Origin of the sequence: Pseudomonas sp. UBA2684 (assembly GCA_002354655.1) — a bacterium.
GTDB lineage: Bacteria > Pseudomonadota > Gammaproteobacteria > Pseudomonadales > Pseudomonadaceae > Aquipseudomonas.
Genome location: DELY01000003.1, coordinates 87,731 through 106,583, shown reverse-complemented (window position 1 = coordinate 106,583; position 18,853 = coordinate 87,731). Strand labels below are relative to the sequence as shown.

General features: G+C 58.5%; 15 protein-coding genes. 3 read left to right on the top strand and 12 right to left on the bottom strand.

Annotation, left to right across the window (positions count from 1 at the left end; all coding sequences use genetic code 11):
• Positions 1-36: 36 nt before the first annotated feature.
• From B3M58_RS01575 to B3M58_RS01565, 3 genes are all read left to right on the top strand, one after another.
• The gene (locus B3M58_RS01575) at positions 37-480 is read left to right on the top strand and encodes a PaaI family thioesterase (protein WP_296216795.1); all 444 of its coding nucleotides are present in this window, start codon (positions 37-39) and stop codon (positions 478-480) included.
• A gap of 86 nt (positions 481-566) precedes the next feature.
• Positions 567-1,364, top strand: a complete 798-nt coding sequence (locus B3M58_RS01570; RefSeq protein WP_296216794.1) for a universal stress protein — start codon at positions 567-569, stop codon at positions 1,362-1,364.
• 59 nt (positions 1,365-1,423) lie between these two features.
• Positions 1,424-2,224, top strand: a complete 801-nt coding sequence (locus B3M58_RS01565; protein WP_296216793.1) for a substrate-binding periplasmic protein — start codon at positions 1,424-1,426, stop codon at positions 2,222-2,224.
• A 22-nt stretch (positions 2,225-2,246) separates the two neighbouring features.
• On the opposite strand, the gene B3M58_RS01560 is transcribed toward B3M58_RS01565, so the two are convergent.
• From B3M58_RS01560 to B3M58_RS01505, 12 genes are all read right to left on the bottom strand, one after another.
• The gene (locus B3M58_RS01560) at positions 2,247-3,020 is read right to left on the bottom strand and encodes a ParA family protein (RefSeq protein WP_296216792.1); all 774 of its coding nucleotides are present in this window, start codon (positions 3,018-3,020) and stop codon (positions 2,247-2,249) included.
• A 145-nt stretch (positions 3,021-3,165) separates the two neighbouring features.
• Positions 3,166-4,233 carry a uroporphyrinogen decarboxylase gene (gene hemE, locus B3M58_RS01555; protein WP_296216791.1) on the bottom strand — a complete coding sequence of 356 codons (1,068 nt, stop codon included), beginning with the start codon at positions 4,231-4,233 and terminating at the stop codon, positions 3,166-3,168.
• Between the two features lie 282 nt (positions 4,234-4,515).
• The gene (locus tag B3M58_RS01550) at positions 4,516-5,934 is read right to left on the bottom strand and encodes an FAD-dependent oxidoreductase (protein ID WP_296216790.1); all 1,419 of its coding nucleotides are present in this window, start codon (positions 5,932-5,934) and stop codon (positions 4,516-4,518) included.
• A 33-nt stretch (positions 5,935-5,967) separates the two neighbouring features.
• Positions 5,968-10,416, bottom strand: coding sequence for a glutamate synthase large subunit (gene gltB, locus B3M58_RS01545; protein ID WP_296216789.1), 4,449 nt, complete (start codon positions 10,414-10,416; stop codon positions 5,968-5,970).
• A 241-nt stretch (positions 10,417-10,657) separates the two neighbouring features.
• Positions 10,658-12,220 (bottom strand): AAA family ATPase, encoded by a 1,563-nt coding sequence (locus B3M58_RS01540; RefSeq protein WP_296216788.1) that lies wholly within the window; start codon positions 12,218-12,220, stop codon positions 10,658-10,660.
• Positions 12,221-12,230: 10 nt separating this feature from the next.
• Positions 12,231-13,334 (bottom strand): 3-dehydroquinate synthase, encoded by a 1,104-nt coding sequence (aroB, locus tag B3M58_RS01535; RefSeq protein ID WP_296216787.1) that lies wholly within the window; start codon positions 13,332-13,334, stop codon positions 12,231-12,233.
• 52 nt (positions 13,335-13,386) lie between these two features.
• Positions 13,387-13,905, bottom strand: a complete 519-nt coding sequence (gene aroK, locus B3M58_RS01530; RefSeq protein WP_296216786.1) for a shikimate kinase AroK — start codon at positions 13,903-13,905, stop codon at positions 13,387-13,389.
• Positions 13,906-13,909: 4 nt separating this feature from the next.
• Positions 13,910-15,994, bottom strand: a complete 2,085-nt coding sequence (gene pilQ, locus B3M58_RS01525; protein ID WP_296216785.1) for a type IV pilus secretin PilQ — start codon at positions 15,992-15,994, stop codon at positions 13,910-13,912.
• A 54-nt stretch (positions 15,995-16,048) separates the two neighbouring features.
• Positions 16,049-16,573 carry a type 4a pilus biogenesis lipoprotein PilP gene (pilP, locus tag B3M58_RS01520; protein ID WP_296216986.1) on the bottom strand — a complete coding sequence of 175 codons (525 nt, stop codon included), beginning with the start codon at positions 16,571-16,573 and terminating at the stop codon, positions 16,049-16,051.
• The gene (pilO, locus tag B3M58_RS01515) at positions 16,573-17,193 is read right to left on the bottom strand and encodes a type 4a pilus biogenesis protein PilO (protein WP_296216784.1); all 621 of its coding nucleotides are present in this window, start codon (positions 17,191-17,193) and stop codon (positions 16,573-16,575) included. Before pilO ends, pilP begins: the two co-directional genes overlap by 1 nt.
• On the bottom strand, positions 17,190-17,762 hold the full coding sequence (pilN, locus tag B3M58_RS01510) for a type 4a pilus biogenesis protein PilN (protein ID WP_296216783.1): 573 nt from the start codon (positions 17,760-17,762) through the stop codon (positions 17,190-17,192). The genes pilO and pilN overlap by 4 nt, the downstream gene beginning before the upstream one ends.
• Entirely contained in the window at positions 17,762-18,826 is a 1,065-nt protein-coding gene (locus tag B3M58_RS01505; protein WP_296216782.1) for a pilus assembly protein PilM, read from the bottom strand. Before B3M58_RS01505 ends, pilN begins: the two co-directional genes overlap by 1 nt.
• Positions 18,827-18,853 lie beyond the last annotated feature (27 nt).

Sequence of the window (18,853 nt, the reverse complement as noted above, 5' to 3'; positions counted from 1 at the left end):
TAGGCTGGCTGCCAGCCAACCAGAACGGTGATTGCCATGCCTCTGCCCGTCGAACTCGTCCGCCAGCTCACCGAAGAGCAGATCGCCTTCGTCAAACGCAGCGGCCTCAAGGCCGAAGTCCTCGAACCCGGCTATGTGCGCCTGCACATGCCACTGGCCGGCAATCAGAACCACATCGGCAGCATGTATGCCGGCGCCCTGTTCACCCTGGCGGAAATCCCCGGCGGCGCGCTGTTTCTCACCAGCTTCGACAGCCAGCGGTTTTACCCGATCATCAAGGAAATGAACCTGCGCTTCCGGCGCCCCGCCACGGGCGACATCCGCGTCGACGCGCGGCTCAGTGCGCCGCAGATCGAACAGCTGCAAAGCGAAGCGGCGCGCGTGGGCAAAGCCGAGTACCTGCTGGAGTTGCAGCTGACCGACGACACCGGTGAGGTCGTGGCGGAAAGCCGCGGTCTTTACCAACTGCGCGTGCGCTGACACCTGACCTTGCTATAGGTCAAAACACCAGCTAATCCTGTGGGGATAATAAATACGCCGACCTGCATCGGCTGGAGAATTCCCCCATGTTCACCCATATCCTCATTGCCCACGATTTGCGCGACACCGCCGATATGGCCCTCTGCCGCGCCACCCAGCTGGCCCGCCAGCACAACGCCAAACTGACGCTTCTGCACGTACTCGACCCCAACCAAAGCAGCCAGCAACACGAGCAGGCGCAGCAGACCCTCGACCGCAGCCTGACCCAATACGCACCCTCCGGCAGCGAGCTGCGCATGCTTAGCGGCAAACCCTCGGAAGTGGTCTTGCAGCAACTGCAGGAGCTCGGTTGCGACCTGCTGGTACTCGGCGCGCATCACCAGCGCCATGACTTCTTCTCCGGCACCAGCCTGGATCGCATCGCGCGCAATTGCCCCGTGCCCTTGCTGCTGGTGGCGCGCAACGACTTCCAGCCCTATCAACGCGCGCTATCGGCCATCGACTTCTCGCTTTGCGCCTGCAGCGCCCTGGGCCAGGGTTACCGTCTATTGCCCGCCGCCGCGGAACTGCATGCGCTGCACGTCTTCGAACCGGACAAAGGCACGCCGCAACAAATGGCCGCGCAGCTGCAAATCCAGCAGGCGCTGATCGACCAACTGCTGCACGACGAAGCGCAAAACCTCCCGGCCGGCGGCCCAACAATCAGCCATTCGGTGCAGCAAGGCGGCATCCTGCGCGGCCTGCAAGAACAGCTGAAAGTCCGCCGCAGCGAACTGCTGGTACTCGGCAGCCACGGCCGCAGCGCACTGTCCCAGGCGCTGCTTGGCAGCCTGGCGCAGCATTTCCTGCACAAAGCGCCCTGCGACATTTTTGTGGTGCGCTGAGGTATCGAAGCGATCCCAGGCTAGACTGAGCTCACTCCCGAGCCTCAAGGATTTCTTGCGTGATCGCCGCCCAATCGCCCACCACACCGGCCTTGAACCGAGCACTGATCCTGCTCGGTTTTTTGTTTTGCATGGTTGCAGTGGCCGAACCGGCGACGCGGCCCTTGAACATCGTCACCATCGACATCCCGCCGTTCGGCATGCAGCGCGAGGATGGCCAGTTACACGGCATCATGTACGAAATCGGCAATCGCATCGCTGCGCAGGCCGGATTCGCCTCGCGCAATGTGCTGCTGCCTTATGCACGCACGGTGGTAGAGCTGAAATATGGCCGTGCGGATTTTGTCCTGCGTTTCGACAATGACGCCCTGGGCGAGGCGGCGATCAAGGTGGCGCCGATTTTTCCGCTGCAGGTCATCGTGCTTGCCGCCGCCGGCCAGCGCCTGCGCACATTCGACGACCTGCATGGCCTGACCATCGGCGTCATGCGCGGCGGCCACTTCAACGACGCATTCGCCGCTGACCCGGCAATCGTCAAATACCCGCTCAGTAATTACCAACAGGGTTTATCCATGGTGGTCAGCGGTCGCCTGGATGGCCTGATTGGTTCCGATCTGGGCATTTATACCGTGGCCGAAGGCATGGGCCTGACCCAGGCACAGTTCTCCCAGCCGCTGCTATTGGGCGAACAGCACTTCTGGTTGTTCTATTCGCGCAAAACCGCCGATGACGACACCTTGAATCGGCTCAAGCAGGCCGTGGAACAGCTGCGCGAGCAGGATGCCTACGCCCAGATAGTTCTCCGCCATGCGCGCGCCACCTACCTGCGCAAAGGCTTTGCCCGCCCGCCGCAGCGCTAACAACGGCGACCAGCAAGGCCAGCTAATCCGCGTTATTCAGCAAATCATGCAGCTCGACGAATTGCTGGGTCAGCTTGTGCCGTGCATCCAGATAAATCAGCGGCGTACAGGCCTGATGCGATTCGCGCATGCGCACCGAACTCATCAGGTTCACCGGCAGCACCGGCAAGCCCTCGGCGAGCAATTCATCGAGCAACTGCTGCGGCAGGGTGGCGCGCGGCTGGAACTGGTTGACCACGATGCCCTCCACGGACAGCCCTTCGTTATGGTCTTCCTTGAGTTCCTCGATTTCCTGCAACAGGCCATACAACGCATTACGCGAAAAGCTGTCGCAATCGAAGGGAATCAGCACACGATCAGCGGCGATCAGTGCAGAAACCGTATAGAAATTCAGCGCTGGCGGCGTATCGAGGTAGATGCGCTCGTAGTCTTCGCCAAGCTCCTCAAGCAATTTGCGCAGCTTGTTGATCTTGTGTTTAGCCTCAAGTTTGGGCTGCAGATCGGCCAATTCGGCGGTAGCGGTGACCACATGCAGGTTATCGAACGGCGTCTCGTAGATATCCACCTTGCCTTTCTTGGCAAACGGTCCGCTGGACAGCGTCTGCTTGAAGAACTCGGCGATGCCCATGGGGATTTCATCGCCGGTCAGGCCGGTCAGGTAGTGCGTGGAATTAGCCTGTGCATCCAGATCGACCAACAACGTGCGATAGCCCTGAGAAGCGCTCACCGCCGCCAGGTTGCAGGCGATGCTGGACTTGCCCACACCACCCTTCTGATTGAAAACCACGCGCCGCATATCACACCTCCCTGATCCGAATGGTCTTGGATTCTATGCAAAGCGCATGACAAGGGCGAGGTGTTTGGTCACCCAATGACCCGTCCCGCCAAGTATTTCTCCCGCGGCAGATAGCACAAGGGCCGCAACAGCGGCCCTTGTGGCATCACACGTGGTACTGCGCCGACAACTCGTGCACCGCCTCGAGGAAGGCGCCGGCGTGGGCCGGGTCGACTTCCGGGGTGATGCCGTGGCCGAGGTTGAACACATGGCCGCTGCCTGTGCCGTAGCTGGCGAGGATACGCGCCACTTCGGCGCGGATTGCCGCCGGTTTGGCGTACAGCGTGGTCGGGTCCATGTTGCCTTGCAGGGCGACCTGGCTGCCCACGCGGCGGCGGGCGTCGCCAATCTCGCAGGTCCAATCCAGGCCCAGCGCGTCGGCACCGGTTGCGGCCATGGACTCCAGCCACAGGCCGCCGTTCTTGGTGAACAGGATCACCGGCACCTTGCGCCCGTCATGCTCGCGGATCAGGCCATCGACGATCTTCTGCATATAGGCCAGAGAGAACTCCTGGTACGCCGCCGACGACAGGTTGCCGCCCCAGGTATCGAAGATCTGCACCGCCTGGGCGCCGGCCTTGATCTGCCCGTTGAGGTAGCTGGTGACCGACTGCGCCAGTTTGTCGAGCAACGCGTGCATGGCCTGCGGGTTGTCGTAGAGCATGGCCTTGGACTTGCGGAAATCCTTCGACGAGCCGCCTTCAACCATGTAGGTGGCCAGGGTCCAGGGGCTGCCGGAGAAACCGATCAGCGGTACACGGCCATTCAACGCACGGCGGATGGTGCGCACGGCGTCCATCACGTAACCGAGGTCTTTTTCCGGGTCGGGGATCGGCAAGGCGTCGATATCGGCGGCGCTGCTGATGACCTTCTTGAAACGCGGCCCCTCGCCGGTCTCGAAGTACAGGCCCTGACCCATGGCATGCGGAATGGTCAGGATGTCGGAGAAGAGGATCGCTGCGTCGAGCTGCGGATAACGGTCCAGCGGCTGCAAGGTGACTTCGCAGGCGAACTCGGGGTTCATCATCAGCCCCATGAAGTCGCCGGCCTTGGCCCGGCTGGCGCGGTACTCCGGCAGATAACGCCCGGCCTGGCGCATCATCCAGACCGGGGTCACGTCGACGGGTTGCTTGAGCAGGGCGCGGAGGAAGCGATCGTTCTTCAGGGCGGTCATGGCAGTTCCTGAGAAAAGTAGTCAGCGAAAAAGTGCGGGCATTTTGTAGGGTGGATTAGCCGCAGCGCGGCGTAATCCTCCGCCCACAGGTGAAAAGATGGGCCATTGTCGCAAAGCAAAAAACAAAAGGCACGGCGAGTGCCGTGCCTTTTATCCATTGCGACAATTTGCCTCGCCTTGCGAGAGCCGCAGAACCGTAGGATGGGTTAGCCGAAGGCGTTACCCATCAACGCGGCGATGGGTATCGCTGTGCTCAACCCATCCTACGCCAACAGCGGCAGATCAGACGCCGAGATAGTCGAGAATCCCTTCGGCGGCGTTCCGCCCCTCAAAGATCGCCGTCACCACCAGGTCGGAACCACGGACCATGTCGCCACCGGCGAAGATCTTCGGGTTGCTGGTCTGGTGCTTGAACTGGCTCTGCTCCGGTGCCACCACGCGGCCCTGGCTATCGGTCTGGATTTCGAACTGCTCGAACCAGGACGCCGGGCTTGGACGGAAACCGAAGGCGATCAGCACGGCTTCGGCCGGAATGATTTCCTCGGAACCGGGGATCGGCTCGGGGCTGCGACGGCCACGGGCATCCGGTGCGCCGAGACGGGTCTCGACCACTTTCACGCCCTCGACCTTGTCCTCACCGACGATGGCGATGGGCTGACGGTTAAAGAGGAATTTCACCCCTTCTTCCTTGGCGTTCTTCACTTCCTTGCGCGAGCCCGGCATGTTCTCTTCGTCGCGGCGATAGGCGCAGGTGACCGACTTGGCGCCCTGACGGATCGAGGTGCGGTTGCAGTCCATCGCGGTGTCGCCGCCGCCGAGGACGACGATGCGCTTGCCCTTCATGTCGATAAAGTCTGCCGCGTTCTTCTCGAAACCGAGGTTGCGATTGACGTTGGCGATCAGGAAATCCAGCGCATCGGTAACGCCCGGCAGGTCTTCACCGGGGAAGCCGCCCTTCATATAGGTGTAGGTGCCCATGCCCATGAAGACGGCATCGTACTCATCCAGCAGCTGCTGCATGGTGATGTCTGTGCCGATCTCGGTGTTCAAGCGGAACTCGACGCCCATGCCGGTGAAGACTTCGCGGCGATTGCTCAGCACGCTCTTCTCCAACTTGAACTCGGGGATACCGAAGGTCAGCAGACCGCCGATTTCCGGGTTCTTGTCGAACACCACCGGGGTCACGCCGTTACGCACCAGTACGTCGGCACAGCCCAGGCCAGCAGGACCGGCACCGATGACGGCGACGCGCTTGCCGGTCGGCACCACGCGCGACATATCCGGACGCCAGCCCATGGCAAACGCCGTGTCGGTGATGTACTTCTCCACCGAGCCGATGGTCACCGCGCCGAAGCCGTCGTTAAGGGTGCACGCACCCTCGCACAGACGGTCCTGCGGACACACGCGGCCGCAGACTTCCGGCAGGGTGTTGGTCTGGTGGCTCAACTCGGCAGCGGCGAGGATATTGCCCTCGGACACCAGCTTCAACCAGTTGGGAATGAAGTTGTGCACCGGGCACTTCCATTCGCAATACGGGTTACCGCAGCCCAGGCAACGGTGCGCCTGGTCCGCGGCCTGGGCCGGTTTGAAGTTGTCGTAAATCTCGACGAACTCTTTCTTGCGTTGACGCAACAGCTTCTTCTTCGGGTCTTTGCGCCCGACTTCGATGAACTGGAAGTCATTATTCAGACGTTCAGTCATTGCAAAACCTCATCAAACTACTGCAGGCGCGCATTATTGTGGATTGGCACGGGTGCTGGAGAGCAGCGACTTCAGGCTTGCCGCCTTCGGTTTGACCAGCCAGAACTTACGCAGGTAGTCGTCCAGGTTTTCCAGGAGGTTGCGACCCCACTCACTGGCAGTTTCCTGAACGTACTCGGCGAGCACGCGTTGCAGATGGCTACGGTAGGCTTCCATCGACTCGTTGTTGATCCGCTGGATCTCCACCAGTTCGTGGTTAACGCGGTCGTAGAAGCTGTTGTCCAGGTCGAGCACGTAGGCGAAACCGCCGGTCATGCCCGAGCCGAAGTTGTAGCCAGTCTTGCCCAGCACGCAGACGAAACCGCCGGTCATGTATTCGCAGCAATGGTCGCCCGTGCCTTCCACCACCGCATGGGCGCCGGAGTTACGCACGGCGAAGCGCTCGCCTGCGGTGCCCGCGGCGAACAGCTTGCCGCCGGTGGCGCCGTACAGGCAGGTATTGCCGATGATGGCGCTGTCCTGAGTTTTGAACGGGCTGCCTTGCGGCGGCACGATGACCAGCTTGCCGGCGGTCATGCCTTTGCCGACGTAGTCGTTGGCATCGCCTTCCAGGTACATATTCAGGCCGCCAGCGTTCCACACGCCAAAGCTCTGCCCAGCAGTGCCCTTGAAGCGGAAAGTGATCGGCGCCTTGACCATGCCCTGGTTGCCATGCACGCGGGCGATTTCGCCGGATACACGAGCACCGATGGAACGGTCGCAGTTGCAGATTTCCAGATCGAATTCGGCACCACTGGCGGCATCGATCGCCGACTTGGCCAACTCGACCATCTTCTCGGCCAGCAGGCCTTGGTCGAACGGCGGATTGCGCTCAACCTGACAGAACTGCGGCTTATCCGCCGGAATGTGGTCGCTGCCGAGCAGCGGCGATAGGTCGAGGTGCCGCTGCTTTTCCGTCTCGCCGGGCAGCATGTCCAGCAAATCGGTACGCCCGATCAGCTCTTCCAGGCTACGTACGCCGAGCTTGGCCAGCCACTCGCGAGTCTCTTCGGCGACGTAGGTGAAGAAGTTCATCACCATTTCGACGGTGCCGATGAAGTGATCCTTACGCAGCTTGTCGTTCTGCGTAGCCACGCCGGTGGCGCAGTTGTTCAGGTGACAGATGCGCAGGTATTTGCAGCCCAAGGCGATCATCGGCGCCGTGCCGAAGCCGAAGCTTTCGGCGCCGAGGATGGCTGCCTTGATCACGTCGAGACCAGTTTTCAGGCCGCCGTCGGTCTGCACCCGCACTTTGCCGCGCAGGTCGTTACCGCGCAGGGTCTGGTGGGTTTCGGCCAGGCCGAGTTCCCACGGCGCACCGGCGTACTTGATCGAGGTCAGCGGCGATGCGCCGGTGCCGCCGTCGTAGCCGGAGATGGTGATCAGGTCGGCATAGGCCTTGGCCACGCCAGCGGCGATAGTCCCGACACCGGCTTCCGCCACCAGTTTGACCGAGACCAGCGCCTGCGGATTGACCTGCTTGAGGTCATAGATCAGCTGCGCCAGGTCTTCGATGGAGTAGATGTCGTGGTGCGGCGGTGGCGAAATCAGGGTCACGCCTGGCACGGCGTAACGCAGCTTGGCGATCAGACCGTTTACCTTGCCACCCGGCAACTGGCCGCCCTCACCGGGCTTGGCGCCCTGGGCAACCTTGATCTGCAGCACTTCGGCGTTGACCAGGTATTCCGGGGTCACACCAAAGCGGCCAGTGGCCACCTGCTTGATCTTCGAGCTGCGCACGGTGCCGTAACGGGCCGGATCTTCGCCGCCCTCACCAGAGTTGGAGCGCGCGCCCAGGCGGTTCATCGCCTCGGCGATGGCTTCGTGGGCCTCCGGCGACAGCGCGCCGAGAGAAATGCCGGCGGAGTCGAAGCGCTTGAGAATGGCATCCAGCGGCTCGATCTCGTCGAGGCTCAGCGGCTGCTCGGCCAGTTTCAGCTGGAGCAGATCGCGGATCATCGACACCGGGCGGGTATCCACCAGCGCGCTGTATTCCTTGTATTTCTCGTAGCTGCCTTGCTGCACGGCGGCTTGCAGGGTGTTGACCACGTCCGGGTTGTAGGCATGGTACTCGCCGCCGTAGACGAACTTGAGCAGGCCACCTTGCTGGATCGACTTGCGGTTGTTCCACGCCTCATTAGCCAGCAGCTTCTGCTCGGCCTCGATGTCGACGAAGCGCGCGCCCTTGATCCGGCTGGCAACGCCACGGAAGCTCAGTTCGACCACTTCGTCGGCCAGGCCAACCGCTTCGAACAGCTGGGCACCGCGGTACGAGGCCACGGTGGAAATACCCATCTTCGAGAGAATCTTCAGCAAACCCTTGGAGATGCCCTTGCGGTAGTACTTGAACACTTCATACAGATCGCCCAGCACTTCGCCGGTGCGGATCAGGTCGCCGAGCACTTCGTAAGCGAGGAACGGATAGACCGCCGACGCGCCGAAGCCAAGCAGCACGGCATAGTGATGCGGGTCGCGCGCAGTTGCGGTCTCGACCAGGATGTTGCAATCGCAACGCAGGCCTTTCTCGGTCAGGCGATGATGCACCGCGCCGGTCACCAGCGACGCATGCGCCGGCAGCTTGCCCGGAGCGATATGCCGGTCGCTCAGCACCAGCAGCGTTTTGCCCGCGCGTACCGCTTCCTCGGCCTGGTCGGCCATATTGCGCACGGCCGCCTCGAGCCCGATGGACTCGTCGTAGTTCATGTCGATCAGCTGACGCTCGAAGCCTGGACGATCCAGGGTCATCAGCGCGCGCCACTTGGCCGGAGAAATCACCGGCGAGCTAAGGATCACCCGAGTGGCATGCTCCGGCGACTCTTCGAAGATATTGCGCTCGGCCCCGAGGCAAATCTCCAACGACATGACGATGGCTTCGCGCAGCGGGTCGATCGGCGGGTTGGTGACCTGAGCGAACTGCTGACGGAAGTAATCGAACGGCGAACGCACACGCTGGCTGAGCACGGCCATCGGCGTATCGTCGCCCATCGACCCGACCGCTTCCTGGCCTTGCTCGGCCAAAGGGCGCAGCACCTGATCACGCTCCTCAAAGGTGACCTGGTACATCTTCATGTATTGCTTGAGCTGATCGGCATCGTAGAACGCCGAACCATGGTCGTTATCTTCCATGGTCGCCTGGATGCGCAGCGCATTCTTGCGCAGCCACTGTTTGTAGGGGTGACGCGACTTCAGGCGATTGTCGATGTCGTCGGTGCTCAGCACCTGGCCGGTCTCGGTATCCACCGCGAGGATCTGTCCCGGGCCGACACGCCCCTTGGCGATCACATCTTCAGGCTGGTAATCCCACACACCGATTTCCGAGGCGAGGGTGATATAGCCATTCTTGGTAGTGACCCAGCGCGCCGGGCGCAGGCCATTGCGGTCGAGCAGGCAGACAGCATAACGACCGTCGGTCAGCACCACACCGGCCGGGCCGTCCCACGGCTCCATGTGCATGGAGTTGTACTCATAGAACGCGCGCAGGTCGGCGTCCATGGTCTCGACGTTCTGCCAGGCCGGCGGAATGATCATGCGCACGCCGCGGAACAGGTCGATGCCGCCGGTGACCATCAGTTCAAGCATGTTGTCCATGCTCGAGGAGTCGGACCCCACACGGTTGACCAACGGCCCCAACTCGTCCAGATCGGCAAGCAAGCCGTTGCTGAACTTGGTGCGACGCGCCTGTGCCCAGTTGCGGTTGCCGGTGATGGTGTTGATCTCGCCGTTGTGGGCGAGGAAGCGGAACGGCTGCGCCAACGGCCACTTCGGCAGGGTGTTGGTGGAAAAGCGCTGGTGGAACACGCAAATACCGGTCTGCAAACGCTGATCACCCAGATCCGGGTAGAACTGTTGCAGATCGGCCGGCATCATCAGGCCTTTATAGATGATGGTCTTGTGCGAAAAACTGCAAATGTAGTGCTCGCTGTCCGCAGCATTGGTCACCGAAGAGCGGCGACGGGCGCTGAACAGCTTGATGGCGAACTCCTGGTCGGACAGACCCTCGCCGCCGACAAACACCTGCTCGATTTGCGGCAGGCGCTCAAGCGCCAGGCGACCAAGCACGCTGGTATCGATCGGCACTTTGCGCCAACCGATAAGCTGCAAGCCAGCGGCCAGGATTTCACGGTTCATGTTCTCGCGGGCGGCTTCGGCTTTCGCCGAGTCCTGGTTCAGAAACACCATACCCACGGCATATTGCTTGGGCAGCTCGACGCTGAAGTTTTCTTGCGCGATGGCGCGTAAAAAGGCATCAGGCTTCTGAATCAAAAGGCCGCAGCCATCACCGGTCTTACCATCGGCATTGATCCCACCGCGGTGGGTCATGCAGGTCAGCGCTTCAATAGCGGTCTGCAGCAGGTGATGGCTCGCCTCGCCCTGCATATGGGCGATCAGGCCGAAGCCGCAGTTATCCTTGAACTCATCAGGACGGTACAAACCTGCTTTCATAGGGACTCTCACCAGGCTGCCTCTTTCAAGGCAATTGCTTTCTAATTCAATAACTTACCGCACAGGCAGGACACAGCCCCAGCTTTGCGCAGGCAAAAGGGAGGTTATTGTACATATCCACCTAAGCCGTCACAAATCTTCGTGACGACCCAGTGAAAGCTTATGTCGCGAAAACGAAGGAATAGACCGAAAGGTCGTGCTAACGACCCATCAGTCACCGAGAACAGCAGTCACTCGAACATTAACGCGCCGGCACGATCTCTTGCCTGATGCTGGCAATCGTCCGCGGCCACGGTTTACCCGCCTGCACACTGGCAGGCAAGTCTTTAAGCGCCGCCTGAGCCGCGTCGCGGGTAGCAAAGCTGCCGTAGGTCACCACATACAGTGGCTGCCCCTGATGCTGCTTCTTGAAATAGTGGTACTGCGCACCATGTTGACGCACAAATGCTTGGGCGGCATTTTCCGCACGCGAACCCAAGACCTGTAAAGTATAACGGGAACCTGCCTGCGCCCCGTACCAATCTGCCGCCGGTGCAGCCTTTGCAGGCGCAGCAGTCACCGCAGGCGGCTTCGGTGCCGGCGCCACTGGCGCAGGCTTAGCCACCGGAGCAGCAGGCGCCGGGGTGGCAGGCACCACCGGAGCGACAACAGGCGGCACCGGCACCACGGGAGCCGGACGCTCATCCACCAACACATCCGCAGCGCTCGCAGCACCCGGCACATCGGCCTCTTCAGCCCCACTCAAACCAGCCGCCTGAGCCAGTGGCTCGCGAATAACCGGCTGCGCCTCTCCGACCAACGGCAACGGCAGCGGCTGATTCGCACCCGCAAACTCGATGGCCGGAGCCCCCGGATTGGTGGCCGCAGAAGCTGAAGCGGTATCGACAGACGCCGGCAGCTCAGGCTCAGTGAGCGGCAACTGTGCCGCCACCGGGCTGGCAACCTCGCCATCCGGCTGCCCTTGCATGAGCAACGCGGCCAAGACCCCAACCCCAACCACCGCCAATGCCAACAAGTGCTTTTTGGGCAAGTTGAGGGACAGCCCGGCACGCTTGGCAGCACCACGTTGCGCCGCCATCGCCTCGATCAACGTCTCACGCGCGAGCTGATTGATCGAACCCGGCCAGCCTTCAGACTGCTCATAGATCGTGGCAACCTGGTCATCCGAAAACACCTCAAGCCCTTGCGCGGCGCCCTCAAGGCGCTGGCTCAGGTATTCGCGGGTTTCATCCTCACTGTAAGGCTGCAATTCAATGGCATGGAAGCACTCTTCGCCATCAGCCAGCACCTCGAGCCGCGAAACCAATGTCGGTTCGGCAAACAAAAACACATGCGGACGTCCCTCCGCATTGCCCGCAGCCAGCGTCAGTAGACTCGTCAATGCCGCGTCGCTCAACTGCTCTGCATCGTCGACCAACAGGTAAACTTCCTGCCCCGTCAGCGCCAACTGCCCGACCTGCGCCAGAATTGCACGCGGATCGGCCTGCTGCACCTGCAAACCCTGGGCAATCTGACGCAGCATGCCTGCGGGATCGGCGGCGCCCTGAGCAGAAACCACCACACTCTGCACTGTCTGCTTATTGGTGCTGGCGACCAACGCCTGACGCAGCAAGGTCTTGCCGCTACCAAACGGACCACTCACCACCAGCAACAGCTGGCTGTAACGAGCCAGATGGTGCAACTGCCCCAACACCGGCTTGCGCTGGGCTGGAAAAAACTTGAAACCCGGGACCCGCGCGGCAAAAGGATCGTGGGTGAACTGGTAATGATCGAGAAACGCCTCGTCGGCATGCAAACTGGTCATGGGGCACTCATTAATTTTTAAGCTGATCCACCAGCGCTGCGTAATCTGCGCTCAGCGTGGCATCCAAAATCTCGCGAGGAAACTCACTGGTGACGACCGCCTCACCAATGCGACGTAAAAGCACCAGTCGCAGGCGACCATCCAACACTTTTTTATCGACCGCCATGTGCTCCAGGAAATGCTCTGGGGTCATCTCTGTCGGCGGCACCACTGGCAAACCGGCCGCCTGAAACAAACGGATAGCGCGATTGCGTTCAGCAGCGGAAATCCAGCCCAGGCGCATCGACATTTCCAATGCCATGACAGTACCTGCAGCCACTGCCTCGCCGTGCAGCCAGACGCCATATCCCTGATGTGTCTCGATAGCATGACCGAAGGTATGCCCAAGATTGAGGGTCGCCCGCAGCCCTGACTCCCGCTCATCGGCACCCACCACCTGCGCCTTGGCAGCACACGAGCGCTCGATAGCACGGGTCAGCGCAACCTGATCAAGCGCACGCAGGGCAGGCATGTTCAGCTCGAGCCAAGTGAGAAAAGGCTCATCACAGATCAAGCCGTATTTGATCACTTCTGCCAATCCCGCCGACAACTCACGCGCCGGCAAGGTGACCAGACTCATGGTGTCGATCAATACAGCCTGCGGCTGATAAAACGCACCGACCATGTTTTTTCCGAGCGGGTGATTAATTCCCGTCTTGCCGCCGACAGAGGAGTCGACTTGGGAAAGCAAAGTAGTCGGAATTTGGATGAAATTAACGCCACGCTGGTAACACGCCGCAGCGAACCCCGCCATATCGCCAATCACCCCGCCCCCCAACGCAATCACGGTGGTGCGCCGGTCATGCCGAGCCCCGAGCAAACCATCGAAGATCATCTGCAAGGTTTCCCAGGTTTTGAACGCCTCGCCGTCCGGCAACACAATAGACGTCACCGCATACCCAGCAAGAGCCTTTTCAAGCGCAGCAAGATACAGCGGCGCGACCGTCTCATTGGTAACAATCGCAACCTGGCGCCCAACGATATGTGCCGCCAGCAAAGCCGGGGCAGCCAATAAATCAGCGCCAATATAAATGGGGTAACTGCGCTCGCCGAGATCGACCTGAAGAGTTTGCATGGAGCCCCCGAATTCAAAAAGGGCTCTAGGATAGCGCAGTTCGGCCCGCGCTTTAACGGGGAGGAAGCGCGTCAAGGCGCTCTAATATCTCTTGCACCACCAAACGCGGCGGGCGCTCATCGGTTTCCACGATGACATCCGCGATTTCGCGATACAGCGGATCACGAATCGCCAGCAAATCACTGAGCACCTTGCCAGGATCGGCAGTACGCAGCAGAGGACGATTACGGTCACGCGACGTGCGATCGATCTGCTGCTCAACCGACGCATGCAGATACACCACACGCCCCCCCTGCCTCAGCGCCGCACGATTTTCTGCACGCAACACGGCACCGCCGCCGGTCGCCATAACCAAGCCATCCAACTCGCAAAGCTCGGCAATCACCGCCTGCTCACGCTCACGGAAACCTACCTCGCCCTCAACATCGAAAATCCAAGGAATGTCAGCGCCGGTGCGCTGCTCTATCTCCTTGTCGGAATCTTTGAATGGCAACCGCAACTCTTTAGCAAGCAAACGCCCGATGGTGCTTTTACCAGCGCCCATCGGGCCAACAAGAATCAAATTACGCACTTAATCAACGGCTCACCGCTACGGCTTGGGTGTTCATGATACGCGGAGTCAGGAACACTAGCAGTTCAGATTTTTGATCCTGAACGATATCCCGTCGGAACATACGCCCCAGGAATGGTAGATCACCCAAGAACGGAACCTTATCAACGCTGACATTCTGTGTATTCGAGAACACGCCACCAATCACGATAGTTTCACCGTCGGCGACCAACACCTTGGCATTCACTTCATTTTTTCGAATCGTCGGCGTGCCGTTAACATCATTGACGAAGTCAGGCTCATCTTTATTAACCTTGACCTCCATGATGATGCGGTTATCTGGAGTAATTTGCGGGGTAACCTCCAGAGAAAGCGCTGCCTCCACGAACGTTACGGTCGTGGCACCACTGGAACTTGCTTCCTCATATGGAATAGCTGAGCCCTTCAGAATCTTGGCAGTTTCCTTATCGGAGGTTACAACCTTGGGCTGAGATACGATCTCTCCGTTGCCTGTCTTTTCCATGGCAGACAATTCCAAATCAAGAATCGTGTTGTTCGTGATAAAACCGATACCAATACCAGACGTTCTGCCCGCAACCCCCAGATCTACGAATGGGAAGTTACCGCTTGAGTCCTCACCGGAATCACCGCCCTCATCACCGAGGTCGTCATTGCCGTAAGCAAGCCATTTATCATTGAAGATTTTTGTACCACCCCAGCGAACACCAAGACTCTTATCAAAATCGACATTAGCCTCAACGATGCGCGCTTCAATCATGACCTGGCGAACAGCAACGTCTAATTGGGCAACAATACGGCGCAACTCATCAAGCCGCTCCTGAGTCTGGTAAGCGATGATACTGTTAGTACGGTCATCTACCGTGATCGACCCCCGCTCGCCAGCTGCTCCCTCAGAACTGGTAACAGACTGAAATAGCTTAGCCATATCAGCAGCCTTGGCATAATTGACCTGAATCAGTTCACGACGCAAAGGAGCAAGCTCAGCGATCTGCTTCTGCGACTCTAACTCTTGACGCTCGCGAGCTGCGATCTCGTCGGCTGGAGCCACCAACAGAACATTACCTACTTTCCGCTTATCCAAGCCCTTGGTCTTTAACACCAAATCAAGCGCCTGATCCCAGGGCACATTCTGCAGGCGCAAAGTAATATTGCCTTCCACAGTATCGCTGGCCACCAAATTTAGATCGGTGAAATCAGCAATCAACTGCAACACTGAGCGAACATCGATATCCTGAAAATTCAGAGAAAGCTTTTCACCCGTGTAGGCGAAGCTGTCAGACTTACGTTTCTCAACATCGTCCCGGGAAAGCGGTTTGATACTTAACGTCAGCTTATTGTCAGTCTGGTAAGCCAAGTAATCGTAAAGACCAGTCGGCTCGATCACGATACTTGCTTTATCCGCAGCCCCGGTTGCACTTACAAATTGAACGGGAGTAGCAAAATCCTTGACATCCAAGCGAACACGCAAAGACTCAGGCAGCTGAGTCTTTGCGAAGTCCAAACGAATCTTACCGCCCTGATCCTGAATATCCGCACTTACCGACGCATCGGACAAAGTAATAACAACATTGCCTTCGCCTTGCTCACCACGCTGAAAATCAATATTTTTGATCGCTTTGTCTGCGGGCGCATAAATTTTCGCGGAGGTAGGAACAACGGTAGAAACCGCTGGCGCTACCGCAGCAGGTCGCACAACAGCTGAAGCACTTGCTCCATTACCTACTAATACAAATAAGTTATTACCCTCAGTGCGAGTACTGTAAGGCGCAAGGTTGGTCAGATTAATAATCAACCGCGTGCGATCTTTTGCCTCAACGACTGTAACGCTGCGCGCGTTACCTACGCCGAGTTCACGATTCTTTGCACCTAGACGGTTGGATACACCAGGCAAATCAAGTGCAATTCGGGCCGGCTGCTCAATCGTGTAGCCACGCGGAGCGAGTACCGGCTCATCGAACGATAATTTCAGTTCGACCCGATCGCCTGGCAGAGCCGCAACGTCAAGCGCTTGCAGGTTAGCCGCCAATAGCGCCGGCGATAGCAGCACCGCCAACAAAGAAACACCTAAACGCGAAAGGGAGCTATTCATTCTCAGATTCCGTTGGGCAGACCGGTTATTTTTCTTCATGTTCACTCCGCTCATCTAAGAGCGCTCCTTGAGGGAGATGCTGCGCGGCCGCTCGAGCCAGCCACCTTCACCATCCGGAACGATTTCGATCACATCGACCTTGGATTCGTCTATCGCGAGAATGCGGCCATGGTTCCGACCAAGATAATCGCCCACCTTGATTCTATGCACCCCACCCGCACCACTCACCAAAGCAAAAACGCCACCATCATTGGCGAGGGTTCCAACCATCTCGAAAACCTCAATATTGAAACCCTCAAGAAACTGTTTGACCCGAGCTTCATCCGGCTTAATTTCCTGAGAACCTTTTTGACGGTTAACGATGTCTATCTTAACGGGCGGCTGAAATGGGCTGCGCAGCGAGGCCGCACTGTAAGTAAAACTCTCATATGGCTGAAACTTAGGCAGCGGCTCTATAGAGCCTTTGGGCCGAGCACGAACCTCATCCATATAAGACTGTAAGTCATCAAAGTTTCCACTTGCGCCACAAGCAGACAACCCCACCGTTAGAAATAGCAACACGATACGGGAGCACTTCATCATTTCAGCCCCTTATCATTGTAACGGTAGGTTTTAGCTAAAATACTCATACTCAGTTTAGAGGTGCTGTCTTTGCTCGTAGGTAAAAGCTCAAAATCATGCAGCGTCACAATTCTTGGCAGACTAGCAACACCGCTTACAAAGGTTGCCAAATCATGGTATGCACCAACCACCTTAATCTCGATTGGCAACTCTATATAGAATTGCTGCGCCACCTCCGGCAGCAACTTAATCTCTTCAAACTCTAAACCGCTACCAAGACCCGTTCGGGTTATATCCTCAAGCAGGCCAGGAACCTCTGTATCGCTTGGTAATTGCCTCAACAAAGCACCAAACGAAACCTCCATCTCTTTCATCTGCTCCTTGTACGCCTCCAGGTTGGCTGCCTGGAATGCTTTAGTCGCGAACTGCTCTTTCAGCGTGGACTCCTCGCTGCGCTGCTGGTCCAACTGCGCCTGCAGCTCTTTCAAATGAAAGTTATAACCCAGCGCTAAAACCAGCACCAAGACCAGAAAGCCTGCGACGACCTTAACAGCGGCTGGCCAAGAGCCCAGATTATTTAAATCAAGATCATTAATATCAATTTTACGTAAGCTATCCAGCGATTCGCTCAGGCTCATTTCTTGGCCTCCTCCGCATCAAGCTGCGGCTGCGTCTGCTGAACGGTCAGCTGAAATACGTTGGCTTGATCAACTGCGCCCGCCGTCACCGCCTTAACTTCTGTCAAGTTTGGCGACTCCAACCACTCGGACGAATCCAGATTACGCATTAAATTTGAAACCCGATTATTCGACTCAGCGGCACCAACGACAGCAATACTTTTCCCCGTCATTTTCAGCGCCGAGAAATAAACACCGTCCGGCAGCGTCCTCACCAACTGGTCAAACACTCGGCCGATAATTGGACGATTACCCTGCAGGTCCTGAATGATCTTCATACGCTCGAGTAGTTGCTGGCGGCGGGTTTTCAGTTCGCTAATTTCTTTAATCCGCGCATCCAGCACAGCGATTTCTTTACGCACAAACTCATTGCGCGCGTTTTGCTGCTCGATCGCCCCGTTCAGGTATTGATCGCCTAGAAAAACCGCACCGGCAGCAACCGCCAAGACACCAGCTAGCGTGACCAGGAAACGCTGCTTGCGCTCCTCGCGTAATTGCTCACGCCATGGAAGAAGGTTAATCCGCGCCATCAGTCGAAACTCCTCATCGCCAGACCACAGGCAATCATCAATGCCGGCGCATCACTGGCCAGGGCACCCGCATTGACTTTGCCGCTAAGCGCCATATCAGCGAAAGGATTGGCCACCAGGGTTTGCGTGCCAATTTTTTGCTGAATCAGACGATCAAGGTCAGGAATGGAGGCAGTCCCACCCGCCAGCAAGATGTAATCGACATCGTTGAATTGGCCGGCGGCGAAGAAGAACTGCAAGGAACGAGAGACCTGCTGTACGACCGCTTCTTTGAACGGTTGCAATACTTCACTGTCGTAGTCATCCGGAAGGCCGCCTTGCTTCTTAGCAAGACCAGCCTCTTCCATGGAAAGGCCATAACGCCGCTGAATTTCTTCAGTGAGTTGCCTACCACCGAACAACTGCTCGCGCGTGTAAATCGTCCGGCCGTTATGCAAAACGCTGAGCGTGGTCATTGTCGCGCCGATGTCGACGACCGCCACCGTTAGCTCGTTGTGACCACTGCCAAGCTGCTCGGTGAGTAGGCCGTACGCACGCTCCAACGCATAAGCCTCGACATCCACCACTTTAGCGGTCATGCCGGCAAGAGCCAGGGCAGCCTCACGGACCTCCACGTTCTCTTTGCGGCAAGCAGCGAGCAGCACCTCGACTCGGTCGGCGTTGCGCGGGGAAGCACCCTGCACCTCGAAGTCAATGGCCACTTCCTCGAGCGGGTAGGGAATGTATTGGTCGGCTTCGATCTTCAGCTGATTCTCAAGATCATCGTCGGAAAGCCCGGCTTCCATCTCGATGGTCTTGGTAATCACTGCTGAGCCTGCCACGGCAACAGCCACGGTTTTCACGCCGGTCTTGGACTTGGCCAAAACACGTGAAAGCGCCTGGCCGACGCCTTCCAGCTCGGCGATGTTTTTCTCGACCACCGCATTTGGCGGGAGCGGCTCGACAGCGTAGGCCTCTACCTTGTAGCGGCTTCCTGAGCGACTCAATTCGAGGAGCTTGACAGAGGTCGAACTGATATCGATCCCCAGCAGCGTATTCGCTTTCTTATTGAAGAGCCCTAGCACGACCGATTTCCTATTGGCATCCGCGAC

What these genes read in the sequence shown, in the direction of transcription:
- B3M58_RS01575 (WP_296216795.1), top strand. Translation starts at nt 37, where the DNA reads ATGCCTCTGCCCGTCGAACTCGTCCGCCAGCTCACCGAAGAGCAGATC.
- B3M58_RS01570 (WP_296216794.1), top strand. Translation starts at nt 567, where the DNA reads ATGTTCACCCATATCCTCATTGCCCACGATTTGCGCGACACCGCCGAT.
- B3M58_RS01560 (WP_296216792.1), bottom strand. Translation starts at nt 3,020, where the DNA reads ATGCGGCGCGTGGTTTTCAATCAGAAGGGTGGTGTGGGCAAGTCCAGC.
- hemE (WP_296216791.1), bottom strand. Translation starts at nt 4,233, where the DNA reads ATGACCGCCCTGAAGAACGATCGCTTCCTCCGCGCCCTGCTCAAGCAA.
- B3M58_RS01550 (WP_296216790.1), bottom strand. Translation starts at nt 5,934, where the DNA reads ATGACTGAACGTCTGAATAATGACTTCCAGTTCATCGAAGTCGGGCGC.
- gltB (WP_296216789.1), bottom strand. Translation starts at nt 10,416, where the DNA reads ATGAAAGCAGGTTTGTACCGTCCTGATGAGTTCAAGGATAACTGCGGC.
- B3M58_RS01540 (WP_296216788.1), bottom strand. Translation starts at nt 12,220, where the DNA reads ATGACCAGTTTGCATGCCGACGAGGCGTTTCTCGATCATTACCAGTTC.
- aroB (WP_296216787.1), bottom strand. Translation starts at nt 13,334, where the DNA reads ATGCAAACTCTTCAGGTCGATCTCGGCGAGCGCAGTTACCCCATTTAT.
- pilQ (WP_296216785.1), bottom strand. Translation starts at nt 15,994, where the DNA reads ATGAATAGCTCCCTTTCGCGTTTAGGTGTTTCTTTGTTGGCGGTGCTG.
- pilP (WP_296216986.1), bottom strand. Translation starts at nt 16,573, where the DNA reads ATGAAGTGCTCCCGTATCGTGTTGCTATTTCTAACGGTGGGGTTGTCT.
- pilO (WP_296216784.1), bottom strand. Translation starts at nt 17,193, where the DNA reads ATGAGCCTGAGCGAATCGCTGGATAGCTTACGTAAAATTGATATTAAT.
- pilN (WP_296216783.1), bottom strand. Translation starts at nt 17,762, where the DNA reads ATGGCGCGGATTAACCTTCTTCCATGGCGTGAGCAATTACGCGAGGAG.